Below are 17,965 nucleotides of genomic sequence, written 5' to 3' on the forward strand. Positions count from 1 at the left end.
CGGTACGGGGAACCCCCCTTCCACGCAACGCTATTGCGAACACGCCAGGAACGGTTCCGCCATGCGGGACCATCAGCGCGACGATCCGTCGAGGCTGACGGAACGGAGCCCGGGCCAGCCTCCGGCAATCTTCCTCCGCCAGACTTGTGCCGTTCAAACGCACCCGCACGGAATTGCCATGACGTCCCATACGGATCCTCGCCGGCCACGTGCCATTGCCCGCACGTCCCGCCTGACGGCGGGACGCACCCGCTTCATCCTGGCCTTCGGCCTGCTGGTGGCGCTGGCGGCGGCCGCCTCCCTCGCGCACGGCGCCGAGCGCGGCGTGACGTTCGGCACGCCCAGCGGCAATTCGGGCGGCTACGGTGGCTATGGCGGCGGCTGGAGCGGCGGCGGCCAGGGCACCCCCCCGGGGCCTCCCGGCCCGCCCGGACCTCCGGGCGTCTATGTCCAGCCCTACATCAACATCCCGCTCAGCCCGCAGCAGACGCCCATGCCGCCCGGCGCGCCCATGATCCCGGCGGACCAGATCCAGGCGATCGTCAGCAGCGCCGGCTACGCCCGCGTCTCGACGCCGCAATTCTCGCAGGGCTTCTATTATGTGCAGGCCAGTTCGGCCGAGGGGCAGGTGCTGCTGGCGGTGGACGCCTATTCCGGACAGGTGGTCTCGTCCCGGCCCGTGGCATCCACGCCGCGCCCCCCCACCGTGGGCAGCGGGTCGCTCATCGGCAGCGGATCGCTGATCGGCACCCCGCCGCCCACCGTGCCGCGCGGCCCGCTGGCACCGGACCCCAACAATCCCGATGGCGAATAGCGCATGAAAAAGGCGGGTGCCAGGGCACCCGCCTCGTTCCGCGAGCCAATGGACGGCGTCACTTGCCCTGAAGCAGGGGCGCCAGTTCCTTGTCCAGATCGGCGACCGAGATGGCGCCGGAAATCTTCTTGCCGTTGATGAAGAAGGTCGGGGTGGAATCCACGCCCAGTTCCTTGTTGCCATACTGCGCGCTGGCCTGGACCTTCTCGGCCAGGTCCTTGTCGGACAGGCACTTCTCGAAATCCGCCTCGCTCATGCCCGCCTGCTTGGCGACGGTGAGGAGGCCGGCGGCCGGGTTGTTGCCGAAGGCCCAGGCGCGCTGGGTCTCGAACAGCGTGTCCACCATGGGGAAATATTTGTCGTCCGGCACGCAGCGCGCCAGCATGAAGGCGGCGGTGGCCACCGGATCGAACGGGAACTCGCGCAGGATGTAGTACACCTTGCCGGTGTCCACATATTTCGTCTTCAGCGTCGGCCAGGTCTGCGTCGCGAAGGCCGCGCAGTGGCTGCACGTCATCGAGGCATATTCGACGATCGTGACCGGCGCCTTGGGGTCGCCGAGGGCCTTGACCGGCAGCGGGCTCGCGCCGGGCGCCATCAGCTTGGCGGCGTCGGCCGTCTGCGCCGCGGCGGGGGTGATGAAATCCGGGGAAAAGCCCAGCAGGCGCGCCAAAGGCGCACCGACGCCGCCGGCCAGAGCGAGCAGGCCGATCCCTTCGAGGAAACGGCGACGATGAAGCAACATGAAAGTCTCCGGAACGTTCGGCGCAGACAGCATCGCGCTATCATGGCAGGGATGCGGCGGCAAACCCCTCACGATCACCTTTTCCGGCGCGGGCCGTCGCGAAGCGAACACGAACGCATGACCGGGGGTCAGTTCCCGCGGCGCTCGCGCCGCACCAGGGCTCCCAGGCGCGCCAGCGACGTGGCGAGCGCCTCGTCCTCCATGGGGCCGAGGCCGGCGCGAATGTCCGCCAGTTCGGCCCCGGACGGCTCGACCGGCTTGGGCGGCGGCCCTTGCCGGGGCGGCACCGGCCCCTGGCGCAGGGTGAGGCGCCCGACGCAGCGCCAGCCGAAATAGGCGTTGATCCGTTCCACCACCACCGGCGCGGCATATTGCAGCTCGATGGCGTAGGGCCCTTCCACCCGCACCACCAGGGTCGCCGGTTCGTTGTTCTGCCGGTTCGGCCATTGCATCTTCAGCGGCATGGTCCGGCGGGCGAGGTCGGGCCCGACGATGTCGTCCCAATGGGTGACGATCTCCACCACGGAGAAACCAGCCCGCCCCAAAGCATCGGAGATGCTGGGCCCGACAAGATCGGCGAGCAGGCGGACCTGCCTCGGCTTCTTCATGGAAACGATCGGTCCTTGGTCTGATCGGCTTCGGGGCTTTCCCGCCCCTGGGCCCTGCCGCTGCGGCAGCGATGCGGAGCGGTCCGACACGGGCCTTGCCCGAGCCGCCATCGCCCGGCACGGTGGCGCCATGATTGCGACCAGCCTATCAGCCCGCAGCCCCGACCTGAAGGGGACCCCGGACCCCGCCGCTCTTCTCGCCTGGTACGACCGCCACCGCCGCCGGCTACCCTGGCGGGCCGAGGCCGGCCGGCGCGCCGATCCCTACCATGTCTTCCTCTCCGAAATCATGCTCCAGCAGACCACGGTGAAGGCGGTGGGGCCCTATTTCGGGCAATTCCTCCAGCGCTGGCCCGAGGTCGCGGATCTGGCGGCCGCCCCGCTGGAGGAGGTGCTCTCCGCCTGGGCGGGCCTTGGCTATTATGCCCGCGCCCGCAACCTGCACGCCTGCGCCAAGGCGGTGGTCGCGCGCCATGGCGGGCGTTTTCCGGCGGACGAGGAGGCGTTGCTCGAACTGCCCGGCATCGGCCCCTATACCGCCGCCGCCATCGCCGCCATCGCCTTCGATCTCAAGGCCAGCCCGGTGGACGGCAATATCGAGCGTGTGGTGAGCCGGCTCTACCGGGTGGAGGAACCGCTGCCGAAGTCCAAGCCGCACATCAAGGCATTGGCGGCGGCGCTCACTCCGGCCAAGCGTCCCGGCGACTTCGCCCAGGCGATGATGGACCTCGGCGCCACCATCTGCACGCCGCGCTCCCCCGCCTGCCCGCTCTGTCCTTGGATGGAGCCCTGCGCCGCGCGCGCCGAGGGCGATCCGGCGCGCTATCCGGTCAAGGCGCCCAAGGCCGCCAGGCCCGCCCGCGCCGGAGTCGCCTTCCTGGCGGTGCGGGCGGATGGGGCCGTCCTTCTGCGTACGCGGCCGGACAAGGGGCTGCTGGCGAAGATGACGGAAGTGCCCTCCACCCCCTGGGGCCCGGTGCCGGCAGCACCCGAGGCCCATGCGCCACTGGCAGGAAGCTGGCGCCCCCTGCCCGGCAGCGTGGAGCATGTCTTCACGCATTTCGCGCTGACCCTGTCGGTGCGCCGCGCCGACCTGCCGCTGCGGACGCCAGCGCCGGACGGCCATCGCTGGGTCGATCCGAAGGATTTCGAGCGCGAGGCCCTGCCCAGCCTGATGCGCAAGGTGCTGGCCCACGGACGGGTGGACGGCGCCTGATATTTTTCCGCCCGGGGGGGGATCGCAACACCTGGAAATCCACGAGCCATCATCCGGGCGGGCGCGTGAACGCCGGAAGGGCGCATTTGGATTACTGCTGGTTTCGGGACAATCAGTTTCTCTTTAGGCAGATTATCCCGGACGCTGCAGGGACTATTTCAGCTCTCGACAACGAGGCGCTTCCGAACGCCTTGGACCGAGAAAAGGAAAACTCCCATGCGTACGATCTCTTATGCCGCCCTTGCCCTGACCGCCGGCCTTGCCCTTTCGGGCGCCGCTCAGGCTGACGAATATGTCTCCGCCGCCAATCGCGAGCAGTATGCGGTGAGCGCCCAGGGCTTCCTGCCCAACACGGCCACCGAACAGCTTCTGCCGACCGCGGCACAGGCCACGGCCCGCGTGCACGCCACCGCCGCCCAGCAGCAGGCGCCCGCGACCAACAGCCAGGACGAGATCGTCGGCCCGTTCTCCGACAAGGATCCCCACTCCGGCCCGGCGCACAGCGGCATCCCGTCCCGTCTGTGACGGAGGCCGATGGCCACAGGTTCCAGTCCTCAGGTTGAATGCAAAAGGGGCGAGCGGAGTGATCCGCCCGCCCCTTTGCCATGGGACCCTTCGTCTTGCGACCCGCTCACTCCTGCGAGCGGATGCCCATTTCGGCGCGCAGGCGGGCGCGCAGCATGTCGATGGGATGGCGGCGGCCTTCCTGCTCCACGTGCCAGAAGGTCCAGCCGTTGCAGGCCTCCGCCCCCTGGGCCAGCGCGCCCATGCGATGGATGGAGCCGACGGCGGCAGTCGCCGCATTGACCAAGGCGATGGTGCCGTCCGCCCGCACGATGGCGCGGACATTCCCCTTCGCGTCGGTGAGTTCGACGCCGGGCGTCACCAGGCCGCTGTCCACCAGCGCCGAGAAGGCCACGCGCGGCGCCTCGCGGGCGCTGGGGGGAGCAACGAGCGCGGCTTCCGGCAGCGGCTCGATGGCGGCGATGCGCGCCGCGGCAGCGGCCGCATACCCCTCGTCCCGCTCGACGCCGATAAAGTGGCGACGCAGGCGCTTGGCCACGGCCGCGCTGGTGCCGGTGCCCAGGAACGGGTCCAGCACCACATCGCCCGGCTTGGAGGCCGACAGCAGCACGCGGGCGAGCAGCGATTCCGGCTTCTGGGTGGGATGGACCTTGCGGCCCTCCGCATCCTTCAGCCGTTCCGCGCCGGTGCAGATGGGCAGCAGCCAGTCGGAGCGCACCTGCACATCCTCATTGCCGCCCTTCAGCGCCTCGTAATTGAACTGGTAGCCCTTGGCGCCTTGATCGCGCGCGGCCCAGATCAGCGTCTCGTGGGCATTGGTGAAGCGGCGGCCGCGGAAATTCGGCATGGGGTTGGCCTTGCGCCACACCACGTCGTTGAGAATCCAGAAGCCGAGGTCCTGCATCAGCGCGCCGACGCGGAAGATGTTGTGATAGGAGCCGATCACCCAGATGGTGGCGTTCGGCTTCATCACCCTCTTGACCGCCAGCAGCCAGGCGCGGGTGAAGGCGTCATAGGCCTCGAAGCTGTCGAACTGGTCCCAGGCGTCGTCCACCGCGTCCACGCGGCTCTCGTCGGGGCGCTTCAGTTCGCCTTGCAATTGCAGATTGTAGGGGGGGTCGGCGAAGACGACGTCCACGCTGTGCGGCGGCAGCGCGGCGAGTTGCTCGACGCAGTCGCCCACCAGGATGCGGTCATGCACGACCTGCCGGATGGCCTCGGCCCCGAAGGTCTCGCCGGAAAGGCGGGGCGCCCGTCGGGGCGCCCCTCTACGCACCACACTCATAAGACGCTACCCATACGCAACACTTACTATGGGCAGGACTGTGGCGTTATACTGGTAAAAGCGAAGTTAGCGGCGAGCGTTTTTATTTATTGTTCTGCGTTTACGCTGCGTTCATCTTTCTTTCCACATAGCGCCGCTCCTGCGTCTGGCCACCGTAGCCGTAGGCATCCGCCTTCACCTCGCGGACCAGCACGTAGCTCTCCGGGTGCAGCGGGCCGAGCAGCGCGGACATCGCCTCGAATACGGCTGCCACATAGGCCGCCTTCTCGTCCTTGGTGTTGGTGCCGTCCACCACGACGATGTCGAGCCAGAAGCTGGCGAGCTGCGCCTCCGCCAGGCTGGTGCCGGCGATGAACCACTGCTCCGCCGGCACCTGGTCAATGGCCACCGCCGTCAGCGCCGGGTCCTTGCGCAGGATCTGGTGGGTAAGGCGGGTGAGGGTCGCGGCCACCTGGGGGATGCCGGCCGCCATCCGGGGCGAGGACAGCTTGACGTTGAGAATGGGCATGGGTGCCTCCTGTGATGTGAGCCGCACCGTAGCCACGCTTGCATCATGAGAAAAATTGAATGATCTTGATCGAGGATTTTGGAAGACTCATGAAATGAGCATTCGCAACCTTGATCTCGACCTGCTGCGCAGCTTTGCCGCCGTAGCGGAGCTGGGCTCTATCTCCGCAGCCGCCCAGCGCGTCGGCCGCACGCAATCGGCGGTCAGCCTGCAAATGGACCGGCTGGCGGAGCAGCTCGGCTTTCCGGTGGTGGAGCGCAAGGGGCGCGGCGTGGCCATGACCCCGCGCGGCGCCGGCTTCCTCGACGATGCCCGCCGGCTGCTGGACCTCAACGACCGCGTGCTGGGCCAGCATGTGCACGGCAGCTTCTCCCAGCCGCTGCGCCTCGGCTTCGTCCAGGACGTGGGTGAGTTCGCCCTCCAGCGCATTCTCGGCCGGCTCGGCAGCGCCTTTCCCGGCGCGCCCATCACCGTGCGGGTCTGCTCCACCGCCACCATGATCGAGAAGCTGCGCGCCGGAGACCTCGACCTCGCCGCCGGCTACCGGGTGGAGACGGACCTGCCGGTGCGCCCGGTCCTGCGCGAACAGATGTGCTGGATCGGCGCCCGCCATCTGCGCCTCGACCCGGACGAGCCGGTGCCGCTGCTGATGTTCGAGAGCCCGTGCATCTTCCGCAGCGCCGGCATCTCGGCGCTCACCTCGGCGGGACGCGCCTTCCGCATCGCGCTCACCAGCCCCAGCCTGCCGGGCGTGATGGCGGCGGTGGGGGCGGGCCTCGGCATCACGGTGCGCTCCGCCCGCGCGCTGAGGCCCGACCTCGTGATGGTGAGCGATCTCGGCACCGCACCGCTGCCGCAGTTCGAATACGCGCTCTATGGACGGGCGGAGAGCCGGCCGCCGGCTCTCGCCCAGGTGGAACAGGTCATCGCGGAGGAATTGCGCCGGGAACGGCCGCTGTTCGCGGCCGCCTGACATTCCCCCGCCGGCCGTCAGTGCATGTGGCCGCCTGCGGGACCCATGCCCCCGGGCATCGGGGCGCCGGCGCCGATGCCCCGCACCTCGAAAGTGACATCGACCTTGCCGGCCTTCTCGAACACCAGCACGCCCTTCACCTTGTCGCCTTCCTTCAGCGGGGCTTTCAGGTCCATCATCATCAGATGGTAGCCGCCGGGCGCCAGTTGCACGCTCTGCCCCGGCGCGATCTCCAGGCCGCCCGCCAGCGGGCGCATGGTCATGACGCCGTTGGCCATGCTCATCTCATGCACTTCCACCTTGCCCGCCGCATCGACGCTGGCCGAGACCAGCTTGTCGGCGGCGGTGCCGGTATTGGTGATCCGGACATAGCCGCCGGCCACCTTGGCCCCGCCCGGCGTCGCCCGCGCCCAAGGCGCCTCGATCTGGAGGTCGCCGACCTTCACCGGGGCGGCGGGCTGCGCCTGCGCGCTCGCCTGCGCCACCTTCAGCATGGCGGCGGGATGAGGCGGCACCGGCTGGCCGGAGACCGGGATCTCAGCCCAATCGGTGGAGCCCCGCTCGCAGGTCTGGAGCACGGGGAAATAGATCGTCTTGCCCGCCACGTCGCCGGAGAGCGCGGAGACGAAGACGAACTCGTCATAATAGGCGTCCGGCAGGTTGCCGCCGGACCAGGTGATGGACTTCACCCCCTCGGTGGCCGGCTTGCCGTGCATCATGGGATAGGCCTTGGCGTAGGGGCCGGTTTCCAGCGTCACCGTCCAGCCCGGCTTTGGCATGGGCTTCACGCCGACGACGCCTTCCGGGATCGTCACCTTCACGGCGGTGGTGGCGCTGCCGTCGCAGCCGTGGCCGACACGTAGCGTGCCTTGATAGGAGCCCGGCTGCGCCTCCTTCTGCCCGAGCACGATATGGGCGGAAGCGGAACCGGCGAACAGCGAGAACAGCGCGACAGCGGCCAGCGGCCGCGCGCACGAGAGCAGATGGGACATGGGTCGTCTCCTGAACGGGATAGGGATTTTCCTGGCGAACGGCGGCATCAGCCGCGCGCCGGAGGTCCCCGTGCCGCAAAGGAGAGGTGGATGCGCGCCGGTGCCGCCGTGTCGGCGGACGGCCGGTCGATGCGCACGGACTGCGCCAGCGGCGGATCAAGCTGCGCGCCGGCCGGCGGATCGAGCAGCGCAGGGCCGGCCGCAGCGACGCAGCCGAGCTGGCAGCACAGCCCATCATGCCGCCCGCCGTCGCCCGAGGGGTGCGATCCGTCCTGGACCTGGCCTTCGCAGAAGACGCCGGTCGCAGCGGCCAGTTCATGCTGGGTCGCGGCGATGCCGGCGAGCACCGTCTGCGCCAGCAGGACATAGGCGAGCACGAGGTGGAGCGCCCACCTCGCCATCATGCCCATGCCTGTCTGCCGCCGTGCCATGGCATCCGTTTCGTGCCGCCGGCCCGCATCCGCGGGCGGATCCCGATTTTGGTGTAGGGCGCGGCCCGCGGCGGCGCAAGCGCGCGGGCGCCGCAGCCCGTTGCGCGAGCCGCCAAGGTGCACCAATGGTAGGGCGCGGGTACCGGCCCGCGTCCGAAACGGGGGTGGATATGGTCTTCTGGTTTCCCGTGCTCGCCTGGGTCCTGGCGCTCATCTTCACCGCCTTCGCCGTGGCCCGCGCCGAGGGGCCGCGCACCTTCTCCTTCATGGCCGACCGCCTGCTCGCGGACATCCTGCTGTTTCCGGTCGGGCTCATGGGATTGTGGGCGGCGCTGGGGCATATCGTCTTCCCCGCCCAGGCTGCGGCGAGCATCGGCTGGGCGCCGAGCCCGTTCCAGTTCGAGGTGGGCGTCGCCAACCTGGGCATCGGCCTCGCCGGGCTGGTGGGCGTCGTCTATCGCGACTGGGGGTACCGGCTGGCGGTCGCCGTCATGACCTGCGGCTTCCTCGGTGGCGCCGCCGTGGGCCACGTGGTCCAGATATTGACCACCGACAACCTTGCGGCCGGCAATGCCGGCCCCATTCTCTATACCGATGTCCTGACCCCTCTCTCGCTGTTCATCCTCCTGGCCGCGACCTGGCGCTCCGCGCGGGACTGAGCCGCTCCTCGGAGAGGGACAGCAAAGGCACTCCATGCCCAATCCCCCCGACGATGCCGAACGCAACCGCTTCTCCGCCCGCGCCGCGCGCTATGCGCGGGTGGGCGCCAATGTCGGCGGGGTCGCCGCCCGCATCGCCGGGGCGCGGCTCATCGGCGGAGCGGGCGCCGGCAATGCGGCGGCGCTTTCGGCGGCGCTGGGCTCGCTGAAGGGGCCGCTGATGAAGGTGGCCCAACTCATGGCCACCATCCCGGACGTGCTGCCGCCGGATTATGCGGCGGAATTGCAGAAGCTCCAGAGCGACGCTCCGCCCATGGGCTGGGCCTTCGTGCGCCGGCGCATGATGGCCGAGCTGGGCCGCGACTGGGAAAGCCGCTTCACCTCCTTCGATCACAAACCGGCCGCCGCCGCGTCCCTCGGCCAGGTGCACAGGGCGGTGGCGCTCGACGGCGAGGCCCTGGCCTGCAAGCTGCAATATCCGGATATGCAGGCGGCCGTGGAGGCGGATCTCAAGCAGCTGGACATACTGTTCTCCCTGCACCGCCGCATGGACCCGGCCATCGACACCCGCGAGATCGCCACCGAAATCGGCGCGCGGGTCCGCGAGGAACTGGACTACCGCCGCGAAGCCAAGCACGCCGCGCTCTATGCCGAGATGCTCGCCGGTCAATCCAAGGTCCGGGTGCCGCGCGTGCGTGCGGACCTCTCCACCGGGCGCCTGCTCTCCCTGCAATGGCTGGAGGGCGCCAAGATCCTGGGTTTCACAGATCATGGCCTGGAAGAGCGCAACCGGCTGGCCGAGGCCATGTTCACCGCCTGGTGGCTGCCGTTCAGCCAGTTCGGCGTCATCCATGGCGACCCCCACCTGGGCAACTACACCGTGTTTCTGGACGAGGCCGGCGCGCCGCAGGGCATCAACCTGTTGGACTATGGCTGCATCCGCATCTTCCCGCCGCGCTTCGTCGCCGGTGTCATGGACCTCTACCGGGGTCTCGGCGCGGGGGACGAGGCCCGCGTGGTCCATGCCTACGAGACCTGGGGCTTCAAGGGCCTGACCCGCGAGCTGATCGACGTGCTGAACATCTGGGCGCGCTTCATCTACGGGCCGCTGCTGGACGACCGGGTACGCACCATCGCCGACGGCGTCGAGCCGGGGCAGTACGGCCGGCGCGAGGCCTTCCAGGTCCACAGCGCGCTGAAGCGCCTCGGGCCGGTGACGGTGCCGCGCGAGTTCGTGTTCATGGATCGGGCGGCCATCGGCCTCGGCGCGGTGTTCCTGCATCTCCGGGCGGAGCTGAATTTCCATCGCCTGTTCGAGGACGCCGTCCAGGGCTTTTCCGAGGCTGGCGTCGCCGAGCGACAGGCGGCCGCGCTGGCGCGCGCGGGGCTGTGAAAAGGCGCCTGAGCGGCGCTTCGCGGGCGCTTGGGAATTGACATCCGGCCCCGCGGCCCGTATCAGGCGCGCTCTGTTCCATTCAAATGGCCCGATGAGCCGCGCGGACCAGCGCGCCGCGGTCGGCCGAAGGCAAGTGTCATGAAGATCCGCAACTCGCTCAAGTCCCTGCTCGGCCGTCACCGCGACAACCGCCTCGTGCGTCGCAAGGGCCGCATGTACATCATCAACAAGACCCAGAAGCGCTACAAGGCCCGCCAGGGCTGAGTTCGCCTGAGGTTTCGCGCCGCGCACGCGGCGCGATCACCGTTGCGTGCCGAACGCAACGGAACGATTGACGGGCGCCACGGTGCGCCCGACACTCCGCCGATGATCCCTTTGCGCGCAGTGCCCGTCCCGGTGGGCCACATCAGCCGGATTGGATGGCGCAGCCTTGCGAGCCGTCCGCTGCTGCGCCGCCCTTCCCTTGCCAGTGCTGCCGCACGGCCCGTCATCGCGCTCGCCCTGACGCTGGCCCTCGCCGCGCCGCTCGCCGCGCAGACCACCGGCCCCGTGCCCGGCACGGCGAACCGCGAGCCTCCGGCCGCCACCGACGCCGCACCCCGCCCCAAGCCGCCCCGCGACAAGCGCGCCCAGCTCGACGCCCTGTTCGAAGCCCTGCGCCTCGCCCCGGACGACGCGAGCGCCACCGCCCTCTCAGACCGCCTGGACGCATTGCTGTCGGAAACCAGCAGCACCGCTGGCGACCTCCTGGTCGCGCGCGCCAATGCGGCGGCGGAAGCCAAGCAATATGACCTGTCCCTGGCGCTGCTGGACGAGGTGGTGGAGATCGAGCCGGATTCGCTGGCCGGCTTCAGCCGCCGGGCTACCGTGCTCTATCTACAGGACGACTATGCCGGCGCGCTCGCCGACATCCGCGAGGTGCTGGCCCGCGAGCCGCGCCATTTCACCATGCTCATGGGCCTTGCCATGATCCTGCGCGAATTGGGCGACGACGCCCGGGCGCTGGAGGCGGCCCGGCGGGCGCTGGCGGTCAACCCGCACCTTGCCCCAGCCAAGGAGCTGGAATCCCAGCTCGCCACCAAGGTGGACGGCCGGGGCATCTGACACCGCCACCGCGTGCCGGCCGCCGTGACCGAAGACCCTGTGTAGAGAACCCTGTCTAGGGTGTCTTGGAACGCGCCGGAGGGGCCGGCATCGGCATGGGGATGGGACCTGCGCCACCGGCGGAAACGCGGGCGCTCTGGTTGCCCTCGGTCAGTTGCACCGTCCAGCCCTTCTGCTCCCGGGTGTCCACCTCCAGGAAGCCGGTCCGGTCGAAGCCGCGCGCCAGGCAGTCCTCGACGCCGCGAATGGTGAATTCCTTGTCCCGCGTGCACATGAAGGCCTTGCCGGACCATTCGCCGCCCTGGTCGTAATCGACGGCGTACAGATAATAGAAGCGGGCCACGAGATCCCCGCGCAGCAGCGTCTCGCAGCTGTTGGCCGAGACGTTCCACCACCCCTCGGTGGCCCAGCTGTCGCCCTCCTTGTAGCCGATGGCGACGCCGACGCGGCTCTGCGTGCGGTTGCACAGGCGGAAGTCCGCCGCGGCGGGCGTGGCTGAGGCAACGGACAACAGCCCCGTGGTGCCGGCGACCGCGAGCAGCGCGAGCAGGCCGCGCAGGAGAGGGCGGGCAAGCGGCCGGATGATGCCGGGAAGGAGCGTCGGGTCGGCTGACAGCATGAGGTCGTGTGTGTGCCTTTGCGCGACGCGGCCGTCAACACGCCGGCACGGCGTGCCGCATTGGCCATGCGTCCGGCCGCCCTTGTCGGGGGGGATCGCGGCATGAGCGAGGCGGCTCATGGCAGCCCCACCTCGGCGGACGGCTCCGGCCGCGGGCGCGCCAGGAACAGGCCCAACACGATGAGCGCCGCGCCGAGGCCCTGCAGCAGGCCGAGATGCTCGCCCAGCACCAGCCAGCCGAGCGCGGCGGCGGACACCACCTCCAGGAAGAACACCAGCGCCCCGAATACCGGCGGCACGACCGACAAACCCACCGCCATCAGCCCCTGCCCGCCCACCTGGCTGACGATGGCCAGCGCCAGCAGCGCGGCAGCCCCGGCAAGGCTGGCCGGCATCAGGGTCGGCTCCATCACCAGCGCCACCACGAGCAGCACGGCGCTGGTGACGGCGGTGGACAGGAAGGTGACGAGGCCGGCGCCGAAATGCCGGCGCGCGGCCCGCACGGAGAGGAAATAGGCGGCGAAGAACATGGCGGTGATCAGCCCCGCCGTATCCCCCGGCAGCTTCTCAGGGGCGAAATGCCAGCTGCCGCCGATCAGCGCCAGCGTGCCGGCCACGCACAGGAGAAGGCCGGCGGCCAGCGGCCAGGTGACCTTCTCCTTCAGCACCAGGAAGGCATAGAGCGCCACCCAGATGGGCGAGGTGGTGGCCAGCACCGCCGCATTGGCCACCGTGGTGCCGAGAATGGCGAGATGCCAGAAGATGAGGTCGCCGGCGAAGAACACGCCGGCCAGCAGCGAGGCCCGGTCCGGCAAAGGCAGCCGCGGCCCCTGCTCCGCCATCGCCCAGGCCAGCAGGAAGGGCAAGGCTAGCGCGGTGCGCCAGAAGGCGCTGGCGAACGGCCCCACATCCGCGAGCCGCACGAACAGCACCGACGCCCCCATGGCGAGGGCGCCGGCCACGAGCGCCAGGATGCCGGCAACGAGCTTGATCTGGTCGGCGGGACGGGCGGTCACGGGCGCGATCCGGCCCGCTGGGCATGAAGAGGCATGAGCGCCATGGATGGGAGGGCAGTCTATGGGCGGGCGGCGGCGCGGACATGCCGCACACGGCGGCAAGGCTTGCACGAAAGTGCAGTCGGCGCCACATGGGCGCAAAGTCGTATCGTCTCGGTGAATGGCAGCGCGGAGCCGCGGGCGACAGCAGCGTGTGAGGAGGCAGGCACCATGACATCCCTATCGCAGGACGAGCGCACCAGGCTCGAAGCGGCCGTGTTCCGGCGGCTGGTGGCGCATCTGGCGGCGCGGACCGATGTGCAGAACATCGACCTGATGAATCTGGCGGGCTTCTGCCGCAACTGCCTCTCCAACTGGTATCTGGACGCCGCCAACGAGGCCGGCCTGCCGCTGAGCAAGGGCGAAAGCCGCGAAGTCGTCTACGGCATGCCGTACGACACCTGGAAATCCCTCCACCAGCGCGAGGCGAGCCCGGAGCAGAAGGCGGCGTTCGAGCTGGCCAAGCCCGACCACTGAGGCCGCTCGACCGCCAGGATCCACAAGACACGGGGCCCGCTCCCTGTGCACAGGTGGATTGCGGGGATGGTTCCTTGACGTGGGCGGCGCAATGCCGCCTCTATCCTCGCCCCTTTCCCAGGTGGAGGGACGCGGCTGCTCTGGCGGCGCGCGGTCCCTGGTGGCGCACATGCCGGCCGGTCTGCCCAGCAGACCGCCCGCACCGTTCTCGACGGAGGAGCGCAGGACGAATTTGCACCGGGCCCGGTGCGCATGGCTCGCACAGCGACGAGCAGGAGTGAGATGAATGACGGCAGACGTGGCTGATACCGGGGTCGCCGCCGACGAGCTCAAGCAGTTCGTCGAGCGCATCGAGCGCCTCGAGGAGGAAAAGAAGGCGATCGCGGACGACATCAAGGATGTCTATGCCGAGCTCAAGGCACGCGGGTTCGATTCCAAGGCCGTGCGCAAGATCGTGCAGATCCGCCGCCAGGACGCCCAGGAGCGCCAGGAGCAGGAAGCCATCCTCGAACTCTACATGCAGGCCCTCGGCCTCGCCTGACCGCGCCGGCCTCTTCGCCGTCCCGCACGCATGAAAAAGCCCGCCGCGCGGTGATCGCGCGGCGGGCTTTTGTCGTTACTCACGGCATCCGCTGGCTCACGGCATCCGTTGGCTGACGCGGACCGCCTGCGGCTGGAATACATAGGTCGGCAGCGAGACGATCGCCTCGCCGCTGAAATGCGCGGTCGAGAGGCCGCCCATCGGGTCCGAGCCGAAGCCCGCCGCCACCACTTCACGCGGCGCGGTCACGAAGGCGGTGAAGACGCGGGTCTCCGGCATCTTCAGATACGCCTCGCCGGTCAGGCCCGGCGCGCGGAACAGGCGGCCGAACGGGATCTCAGCCATGCGCCCGGCGGTGCGGAGCTTAGGCTGCGGCGTCGCCGAGACGAAGGTGTTGGACGGCAGGCTGCCGACCACGTCGCCGGCGGCGGCATAGCCCAGCGCGGCGGCCGGCCCGACCGGCTGCTCGCTGGTGCCGCGCATGATGACGGCGGGCAGCGGCACCGGGGCGCCGGCGGTCTGGAGGCTCGCCACCTGCTGCGCCGGGGCCTGCGGCCGCTTGATCGGCAGCGGCGCGAGCGGCGCGTTCACCGCCTGGGCGGTCAGCATGGTGGCGGCGGCGATCTGCGCCGGGCGGGCGGAGGGCAGCGGGGTGGTCGACACCGCCGTCACGACCGGCTTGGCGGGCTGAGGCTCGGGAGCCGGGGCGGGCTTGGCGGCAGGCGCCGCGCTCGCCACCTGCGTCTGGCGCGAAGCGCGCGCCGGACGGACGCCCTCTTCCTCGCCGGCGTCGCTCTCTTCCGGCGCCGGCTTGCTGAACAGCGAGGCGAAGAAATTGCGGATGCCCTTCAGGCCATCGGACTGCGGCACGTCGGCGGCCGTATTGCCGCGGGATTCAAGCTCCGCGAGAGCCTGCTGATAGCCGGGCAGCGGCTTGCCGTTGCTGGGCACCAGCACCGTCTTGCCGTCCGGGAACAACCGGGCCAGCTCGTCGTAGCTCATGCGCGGCCACATGCGCACGCCGCCCGTGTCCATGTGGACGAAGTTCGAGGACGGGTAGAAGCCGACGCCGCCGCGCTGTAGCCGAAGGCCGGCGGCCCTGAGCTCGGATAGCTGCACGCCGGGAATGTAGAAATCCATCGCCTTGCCGCGCATGTGCTGGCTGGTCTCGGCCACCGCCTTGGAGCGGGCACGGAGCATGGCGTTGGTGGAGGGCGAACGGTAGCCGCACAGGATGGTGATGGGGGCGGTGGCGCCGACGTCGCGATAGACTTCCCAGATCACGTCGAAGAGATGGGGGTCCATCTCCGTCGGCTCCTCCTTGCGCCAGTCGCGCAGAATCCAGTTGAGCTTGGTGAGGACCTCGGGGTCGTAGCGGCCTTCCCGCTTGAAGGTGAAGGTGCCGCTCTCTCCCGTATGGGCATTGGTGAAGGTGAGGGAGCGTGTGTCGCCGTTGGCGACGGCGTTCTGGAGGGTCCCGGTGCCGCAGATGGTCAGCGAGGCGGCGATCGCAACAGAACGGCTGGCCTTCAGCATCGCCGCGCCGAACCCGGAAGCAGTCCAGGCATCAAGGCGCGCGCGACGCGGGAGATGAGGGGTTTTGACAGTTGGCAAAATCTCGAACCCGAGGCTCAGGTCTATCTGTGCCGCGCGCGTACGCGCGGTGCGAAGCTCGTAGAGTCTTGTCGGGTTGGGTTAAGGCCGCGTTGACAGCTTTCGCCCCCCAGTCACGCTGCCGTGAGTACCCAGCCACTATGGCAGAATCGTGCCAGTTCCCTGTGGCGCGCAAGTTACACGCAAGCCTTACCGCTTGGATTTCACAGGAGATTCTTGAGCGTCGCGGGAAAAATGAGGATTGCCGGGGCCGAATATGGCGACTTGGTGGCCGCATTCGTCCACAAAAAACATTCCAGCCCAACGAAAAAGGGCCTCTCCAAGAGAGGCCCTTTCAGGTTTTCGCAGCGGCTGGCGAAGCGGATCAGCGCGGCAGAGCGAGCGACCGGCCAGCCACCTTCTGCTCGCCGTCGAGATGCAGCATCTCCTTCACCTTGGCATTGGTGCCATAGACGTCGTCCCGCGAGACGAGGCGCCCGGCGTCATCCACGAAGGTGGTGAAATAGACGAGGTGCACGGGAATGCGCTGCTTCAGCGTCAGGTAGCGCTCGGCGCCGCCGAGCATCTTGCCGATCTTCTCGTCGGTCCAGTTCTGCCCCGGCATGCCGATGTTGAAGATCACCTCGGCGAACTTCAGCGGGTCCTGCACCCGGATGCAGCCGTGGCTATAAGCCCGCTTGTCGTTGGCGAACAATGCCTTCGACGGGGTGTCGTGCAGATAGACCGAATGGTCGTTGGGGAACATGAACTTGATGCGGCCCAGCGCGTTGCGCTCGCCCGGGGGTTGGCGGAAGGAATAGCCGCCGACGCCCTGCGCCCAATTGACCGTGCCGGGATCCACCACCCGCCCGTTGCGCACCACCTCCATGCCCTGGCGGGCGAGGAAATAGGGGTCGCGCTGGAGGTTCGGCAGCATCTCCTTGCGGGCGATGGAGGGCGGGATGTTCCAGTACGGGTTGAGCACGACATATTCCATGTCGTGGGTCAGCAGAGGGGTCTGGTTCTCCGGCTTTCCGACCACCACCCGGGTCTGGTGGATGGTGGCGCCGTCCTGGACCACGCGCACCAGATATTCCGGGATGTTGACCATCACGTAGGTGCCGCCGAGGTCGCGCGGCAGCCAGCGCCAGCGCTCCATGTTGGCGATGATGTCCGCATGGCGGTCCGCCGGATTGTCCACCCGGTTGAGCGTCTCCAGCGTCGCCGGGCCGATCACCCCGTCCGCATTGAGACCGGCCGACGCCTGGAAGGTCATCACCGCACTGGCGAGGCTGGCGTCATAGAGCCGGTCGCCCGCCGCCGCCCCCTTCACGCCGAGGCGCGCCCGCAGGGCGGGAACGCGGGCGTCCACGTCGCCCGGCCGCAGCGTCGGCCCGGCCGGCACATGCACCGGCACCGCCCCCGAATGGGACTGGGACTGGGCCAGCTTCGCCTTCAGGGCGAGATAGCCCTTGTGGGTCGGGTTGTAGGCCACCAGCACCGCGCTCGCATCCGAGGTCGACGCCAGACCGCCCAGCACCGCAGCCGGGTCGGGGAAGGTGCGCAGCGGCGTCACCTGGGGCGAGATGCGCGAGGGATCGAAGCGGCCCGCCTGGGCATGGCGCGCATAGAGCAGCGTCGAGGCCGCGAGGCGGACCTCGGCCCGCGCCAGAGCCGGCAGGTCGGCATGGGCGGCGAGCTTGGGCACCGCATAGTCGGCCGGGTCGAGGCCATCCTCGCCGGCGGCGGCGAAGCGTGCGGCCGCGCCGCGCCCGGTGGCGTTGAGGCCGGCCTCATCCACGAACACCGGGGCATCCTGCCGGGCGGCATAGAAGGCCTGGATCGCGTCCTGCTCGCGACGGGTGATGCCGAGCCCTTCGAGAGCCGGCACCGCCAGTACCTGGCGCACCTGCTCTGCCAGCGGGCTGAGCGCCACCGTCGCCGGAACGGCGGGCGCGGCCGTCTCGGACGGTGCGGGCACCGATGGGGCGGAGACTTTCGCGGCCGCGTCCGGCGCCGGCACGGCGGGAGCCGCGGCCGCCGCCTTCTCCTGCGGATCCTCCGGATGGGGCGCGGCGGGGTCAGCCGCGTTCGGGGTTGCCGCCGCCGTGTGGCGCGGCGCGGCGGCCGGCATGTCGACGGCCGGGGAAATGCTCACATGCTCCGGCGGCCAGGGCATGGCATGGCCCGCGGGCGCATCGGTGCCCGACGCCGCGGCGGGAAACACCGCCGGCAATGCGCCGCCGGCCAGGACGGCCGCCAGCATCAGGCGGGTGAAGGCCCGGCCAGCCGAGGGCCAGGGAAGGGGACGCTGCAAGGCACGCTTCATCACACCAACTTCTCTCCGCCTGCCCCGCGCCCCAGCGAGGTCCGCCTCATGAGACCGCCAACGTCAGTCCTGCCGACTATGCGTTCGAACCGGCC

20 protein-coding genes are annotated in these 17,965 nt (G+C 69.5%); 10 read left to right on the forward strand and 10 right to left on the reverse strand.

Going from position 1 to position 17,965, the window contains the following annotated elements:
- The first annotated feature begins 178 nt into the window (after positions 1-178).
- Positions 179-814: a hypothetical protein gene (locus YU1_RS0116440; RefSeq protein ID WP_029005000.1), complete on the forward strand. Its 636-nt coding sequence runs from the start codon at positions 179-181 to the stop codon at positions 812-814.
- A gap of 58 nt (positions 815-872) precedes the next feature.
- Here the strand turns inward: YU1_RS0116440 and YU1_RS0116445 are convergent, their stop codons facing one another.
- Positions 873-1,559, reverse strand: a complete 687-nt coding sequence (locus YU1_RS0116445; protein ID WP_035715646.1) for a DsbA family protein — start codon at positions 1,557-1,559, stop codon at positions 873-875.
- 128 nt (positions 1,560-1,687) lie between these two features.
- Positions 1,688-2,167, reverse strand: coding sequence for a DUF721 domain-containing protein (locus YU1_RS0116450; protein ID WP_029005002.1), 480 nt, complete (start codon positions 2,165-2,167; stop codon positions 1,688-1,690).
- Between the two features lie 130 nt (positions 2,168-2,297).
- Here YU1_RS0116450 and mutY point away from each other — a divergent pair, with 130 nt between their 5' ends.
- Positions 2,298-3,383, forward strand: a complete 1,086-nt coding sequence (gene mutY, locus YU1_RS0116455) for an A/G-specific adenine glycosylase (protein ID WP_029005003.1) — start codon at positions 2,298-2,300, stop codon at positions 3,381-3,383.
- A 216-nt stretch (positions 3,384-3,599) separates the two neighbouring features.
- Positions 3,600-3,908, forward strand: coding sequence for a hypothetical protein (locus tag YU1_RS0116460; protein ID WP_029005004.1), 309 nt, complete (start codon positions 3,600-3,602; stop codon positions 3,906-3,908).
- Between the two features lie 106 nt (positions 3,909-4,014).
- Here YU1_RS0116460 and YU1_RS0116465 read toward each other — a convergent pair whose 3' ends face one another.
- Together YU1_RS0116465 and YU1_RS0116470 are read right to left on the reverse strand one after the other, a co-directional pair.
- A complete protein-coding gene (locus tag YU1_RS0116465; protein ID WP_029005005.1) occupies positions 4,015-5,193 on the reverse strand; it encodes a site-specific DNA-methyltransferase in 1,179 nt (392 codons plus the stop codon).
- A gap of 100 nt (positions 5,194-5,293) precedes the next feature.
- Positions 5,294-5,701: a tautomerase family protein gene (locus YU1_RS0116470; protein ID WP_029005006.1), complete on the reverse strand. Its 408-nt coding sequence runs from the start codon at positions 5,699-5,701 to the stop codon at positions 5,294-5,296.
- 94 nt (positions 5,702-5,795) lie between these two features.
- Between YU1_RS0116470 and YU1_RS0116475 the strand changes: the two genes are divergently transcribed.
- Entirely contained in the window at positions 5,796-6,674 is an 879-nt protein-coding gene (locus YU1_RS0116475; protein ID WP_029005007.1) for a LysR substrate-binding domain-containing protein, read from the forward strand.
- Between the two features lie 17 nt (positions 6,675-6,691).
- Here the strand turns inward: YU1_RS0116475 and YU1_RS0116480 are convergent, their stop codons facing one another.
- Both YU1_RS0116480 and YU1_RS0116485 read right to left on the reverse strand, forming a co-directional pair.
- The gene (locus tag YU1_RS0116480) at positions 6,692-7,666 is read right to left on the reverse strand and encodes a DUF1775 domain-containing protein (protein ID WP_084539921.1); all 975 of its coding nucleotides are present in this window, start codon (positions 7,664-7,666) and stop codon (positions 6,692-6,694) included.
- 47 nt (positions 7,667-7,713) lie between these two features.
- Complete coding sequence (locus YU1_RS0116485) at positions 7,714-8,070, reverse strand: hypothetical protein (protein ID WP_156922205.1); 357 nt, start codon at positions 8,068-8,070, stop codon at positions 7,714-7,716.
- A gap of 197 nt (positions 8,071-8,267) precedes the next feature.
- On the opposite strand from YU1_RS0116485, the gene YU1_RS0116490 reads away from it, so the two are divergent.
- From YU1_RS0116490 to YU1_RS0116505, 4 genes are all read left to right on the forward strand, one after another.
- Positions 8,268-8,756 carry a DUF6790 family protein gene (locus YU1_RS0116490; RefSeq protein ID WP_029005010.1) on the forward strand — a complete coding sequence of 163 codons (489 nt, stop codon included), beginning with the start codon at positions 8,268-8,270 and terminating at the stop codon, positions 8,754-8,756.
- Between the two features lie 34 nt (positions 8,757-8,790).
- Positions 8,791-10,149 carry an ABC1 kinase family protein gene (locus tag YU1_RS0116495; RefSeq protein WP_029005011.1) on the forward strand — a complete coding sequence of 453 codons (1,359 nt, stop codon included), beginning with the start codon at positions 8,791-8,793 and terminating at the stop codon, positions 10,147-10,149.
- Between the two features lie 141 nt (positions 10,150-10,290).
- On the forward strand, positions 10,291-10,416 hold the full coding sequence (gene ykgO / locus YU1_RS0116500; RefSeq protein WP_029005012.1) for a type B 50S ribosomal protein L36: 126 nt from the start codon (positions 10,291-10,293) through the stop codon (positions 10,414-10,416).
- Positions 10,417-10,536: 120 nt separating this feature from the next.
- The gene (locus tag YU1_RS0116505; protein ID WP_245263363.1) at positions 10,537-11,256 is read left to right on the forward strand and encodes a tetratricopeptide repeat protein; all 720 of its coding nucleotides are present in this window, start codon (positions 10,537-10,539) and stop codon (positions 11,254-11,256) included.
- Between the two features lie 55 nt (positions 11,257-11,311).
- Here YU1_RS0116505 and YU1_RS29865 read toward each other — a convergent pair whose 3' ends face one another.
- Both YU1_RS29865 and YU1_RS0116515 read right to left on the reverse strand, forming a co-directional pair.
- Positions 11,312-11,875 (reverse strand): DUF1036 domain-containing protein, encoded by a 564-nt coding sequence (locus YU1_RS29865; RefSeq protein WP_084539922.1) that lies wholly within the window; start codon positions 11,873-11,875, stop codon positions 11,312-11,314.
- 116 nt (positions 11,876-11,991) lie between these two features.
- Entirely contained in the window at positions 11,992-12,891 is a 900-nt protein-coding gene (locus YU1_RS0116515) for a DMT family transporter (RefSeq protein WP_245263358.1), read from the reverse strand.
- 210 nt (positions 12,892-13,101) lie between these two features.
- Here YU1_RS0116515 and YU1_RS0116520 point away from each other — a divergent pair, with 210 nt between their 5' ends.
- On the forward strand, positions 13,102-13,407 hold the full coding sequence (locus YU1_RS0116520; protein WP_029005015.1) for a DUF1244 domain-containing protein: 306 nt from the start codon (positions 13,102-13,104) through the stop codon (positions 13,405-13,407).
- 286 nt (positions 13,408-13,693) lie between these two features.
- The gene (locus YU1_RS0116525) at positions 13,694-13,948 is read left to right on the forward strand and encodes a DUF2312 domain-containing protein (RefSeq protein WP_029005016.1); all 255 of its coding nucleotides are present in this window, start codon (positions 13,694-13,696) and stop codon (positions 13,946-13,948) included.
- A gap of 96 nt (positions 13,949-14,044) precedes the next feature.
- On the opposite strand, the gene mepK is transcribed toward YU1_RS0116525, so the two are convergent.
- Both mepK and YU1_RS29875 read right to left on the reverse strand, forming a co-directional pair.
- Positions 14,045-15,484 carry a peptidoglycan L,D-endopeptidase MepK gene (gene mepK, locus YU1_RS29870; protein ID WP_051356953.1) on the reverse strand — a complete coding sequence of 480 codons (1,440 nt, stop codon included), beginning with the start codon at positions 15,482-15,484 and terminating at the stop codon, positions 14,045-14,047.
- A gap of 442 nt (positions 15,485-15,926) precedes the next feature.
- Positions 15,927-17,870, reverse strand: coding sequence for a L,D-transpeptidase family protein (locus YU1_RS29875; protein ID WP_051356954.1), 1,944 nt, complete (start codon positions 17,868-17,870; stop codon positions 15,927-15,929).
- Between the last annotated feature and the right edge of the window lie 95 nt (positions 17,871-17,965).

Origin of the sequence: Azorhizobium doebereinerae UFLA1-100, from assembly GCF_000473085.1 — a bacterium.
In the GTDB taxonomy this organism is placed as follows: Bacteria; Pseudomonadota; Alphaproteobacteria; order Rhizobiales; family Xanthobacteraceae; genus Azorhizobium; species Azorhizobium doebereinerae.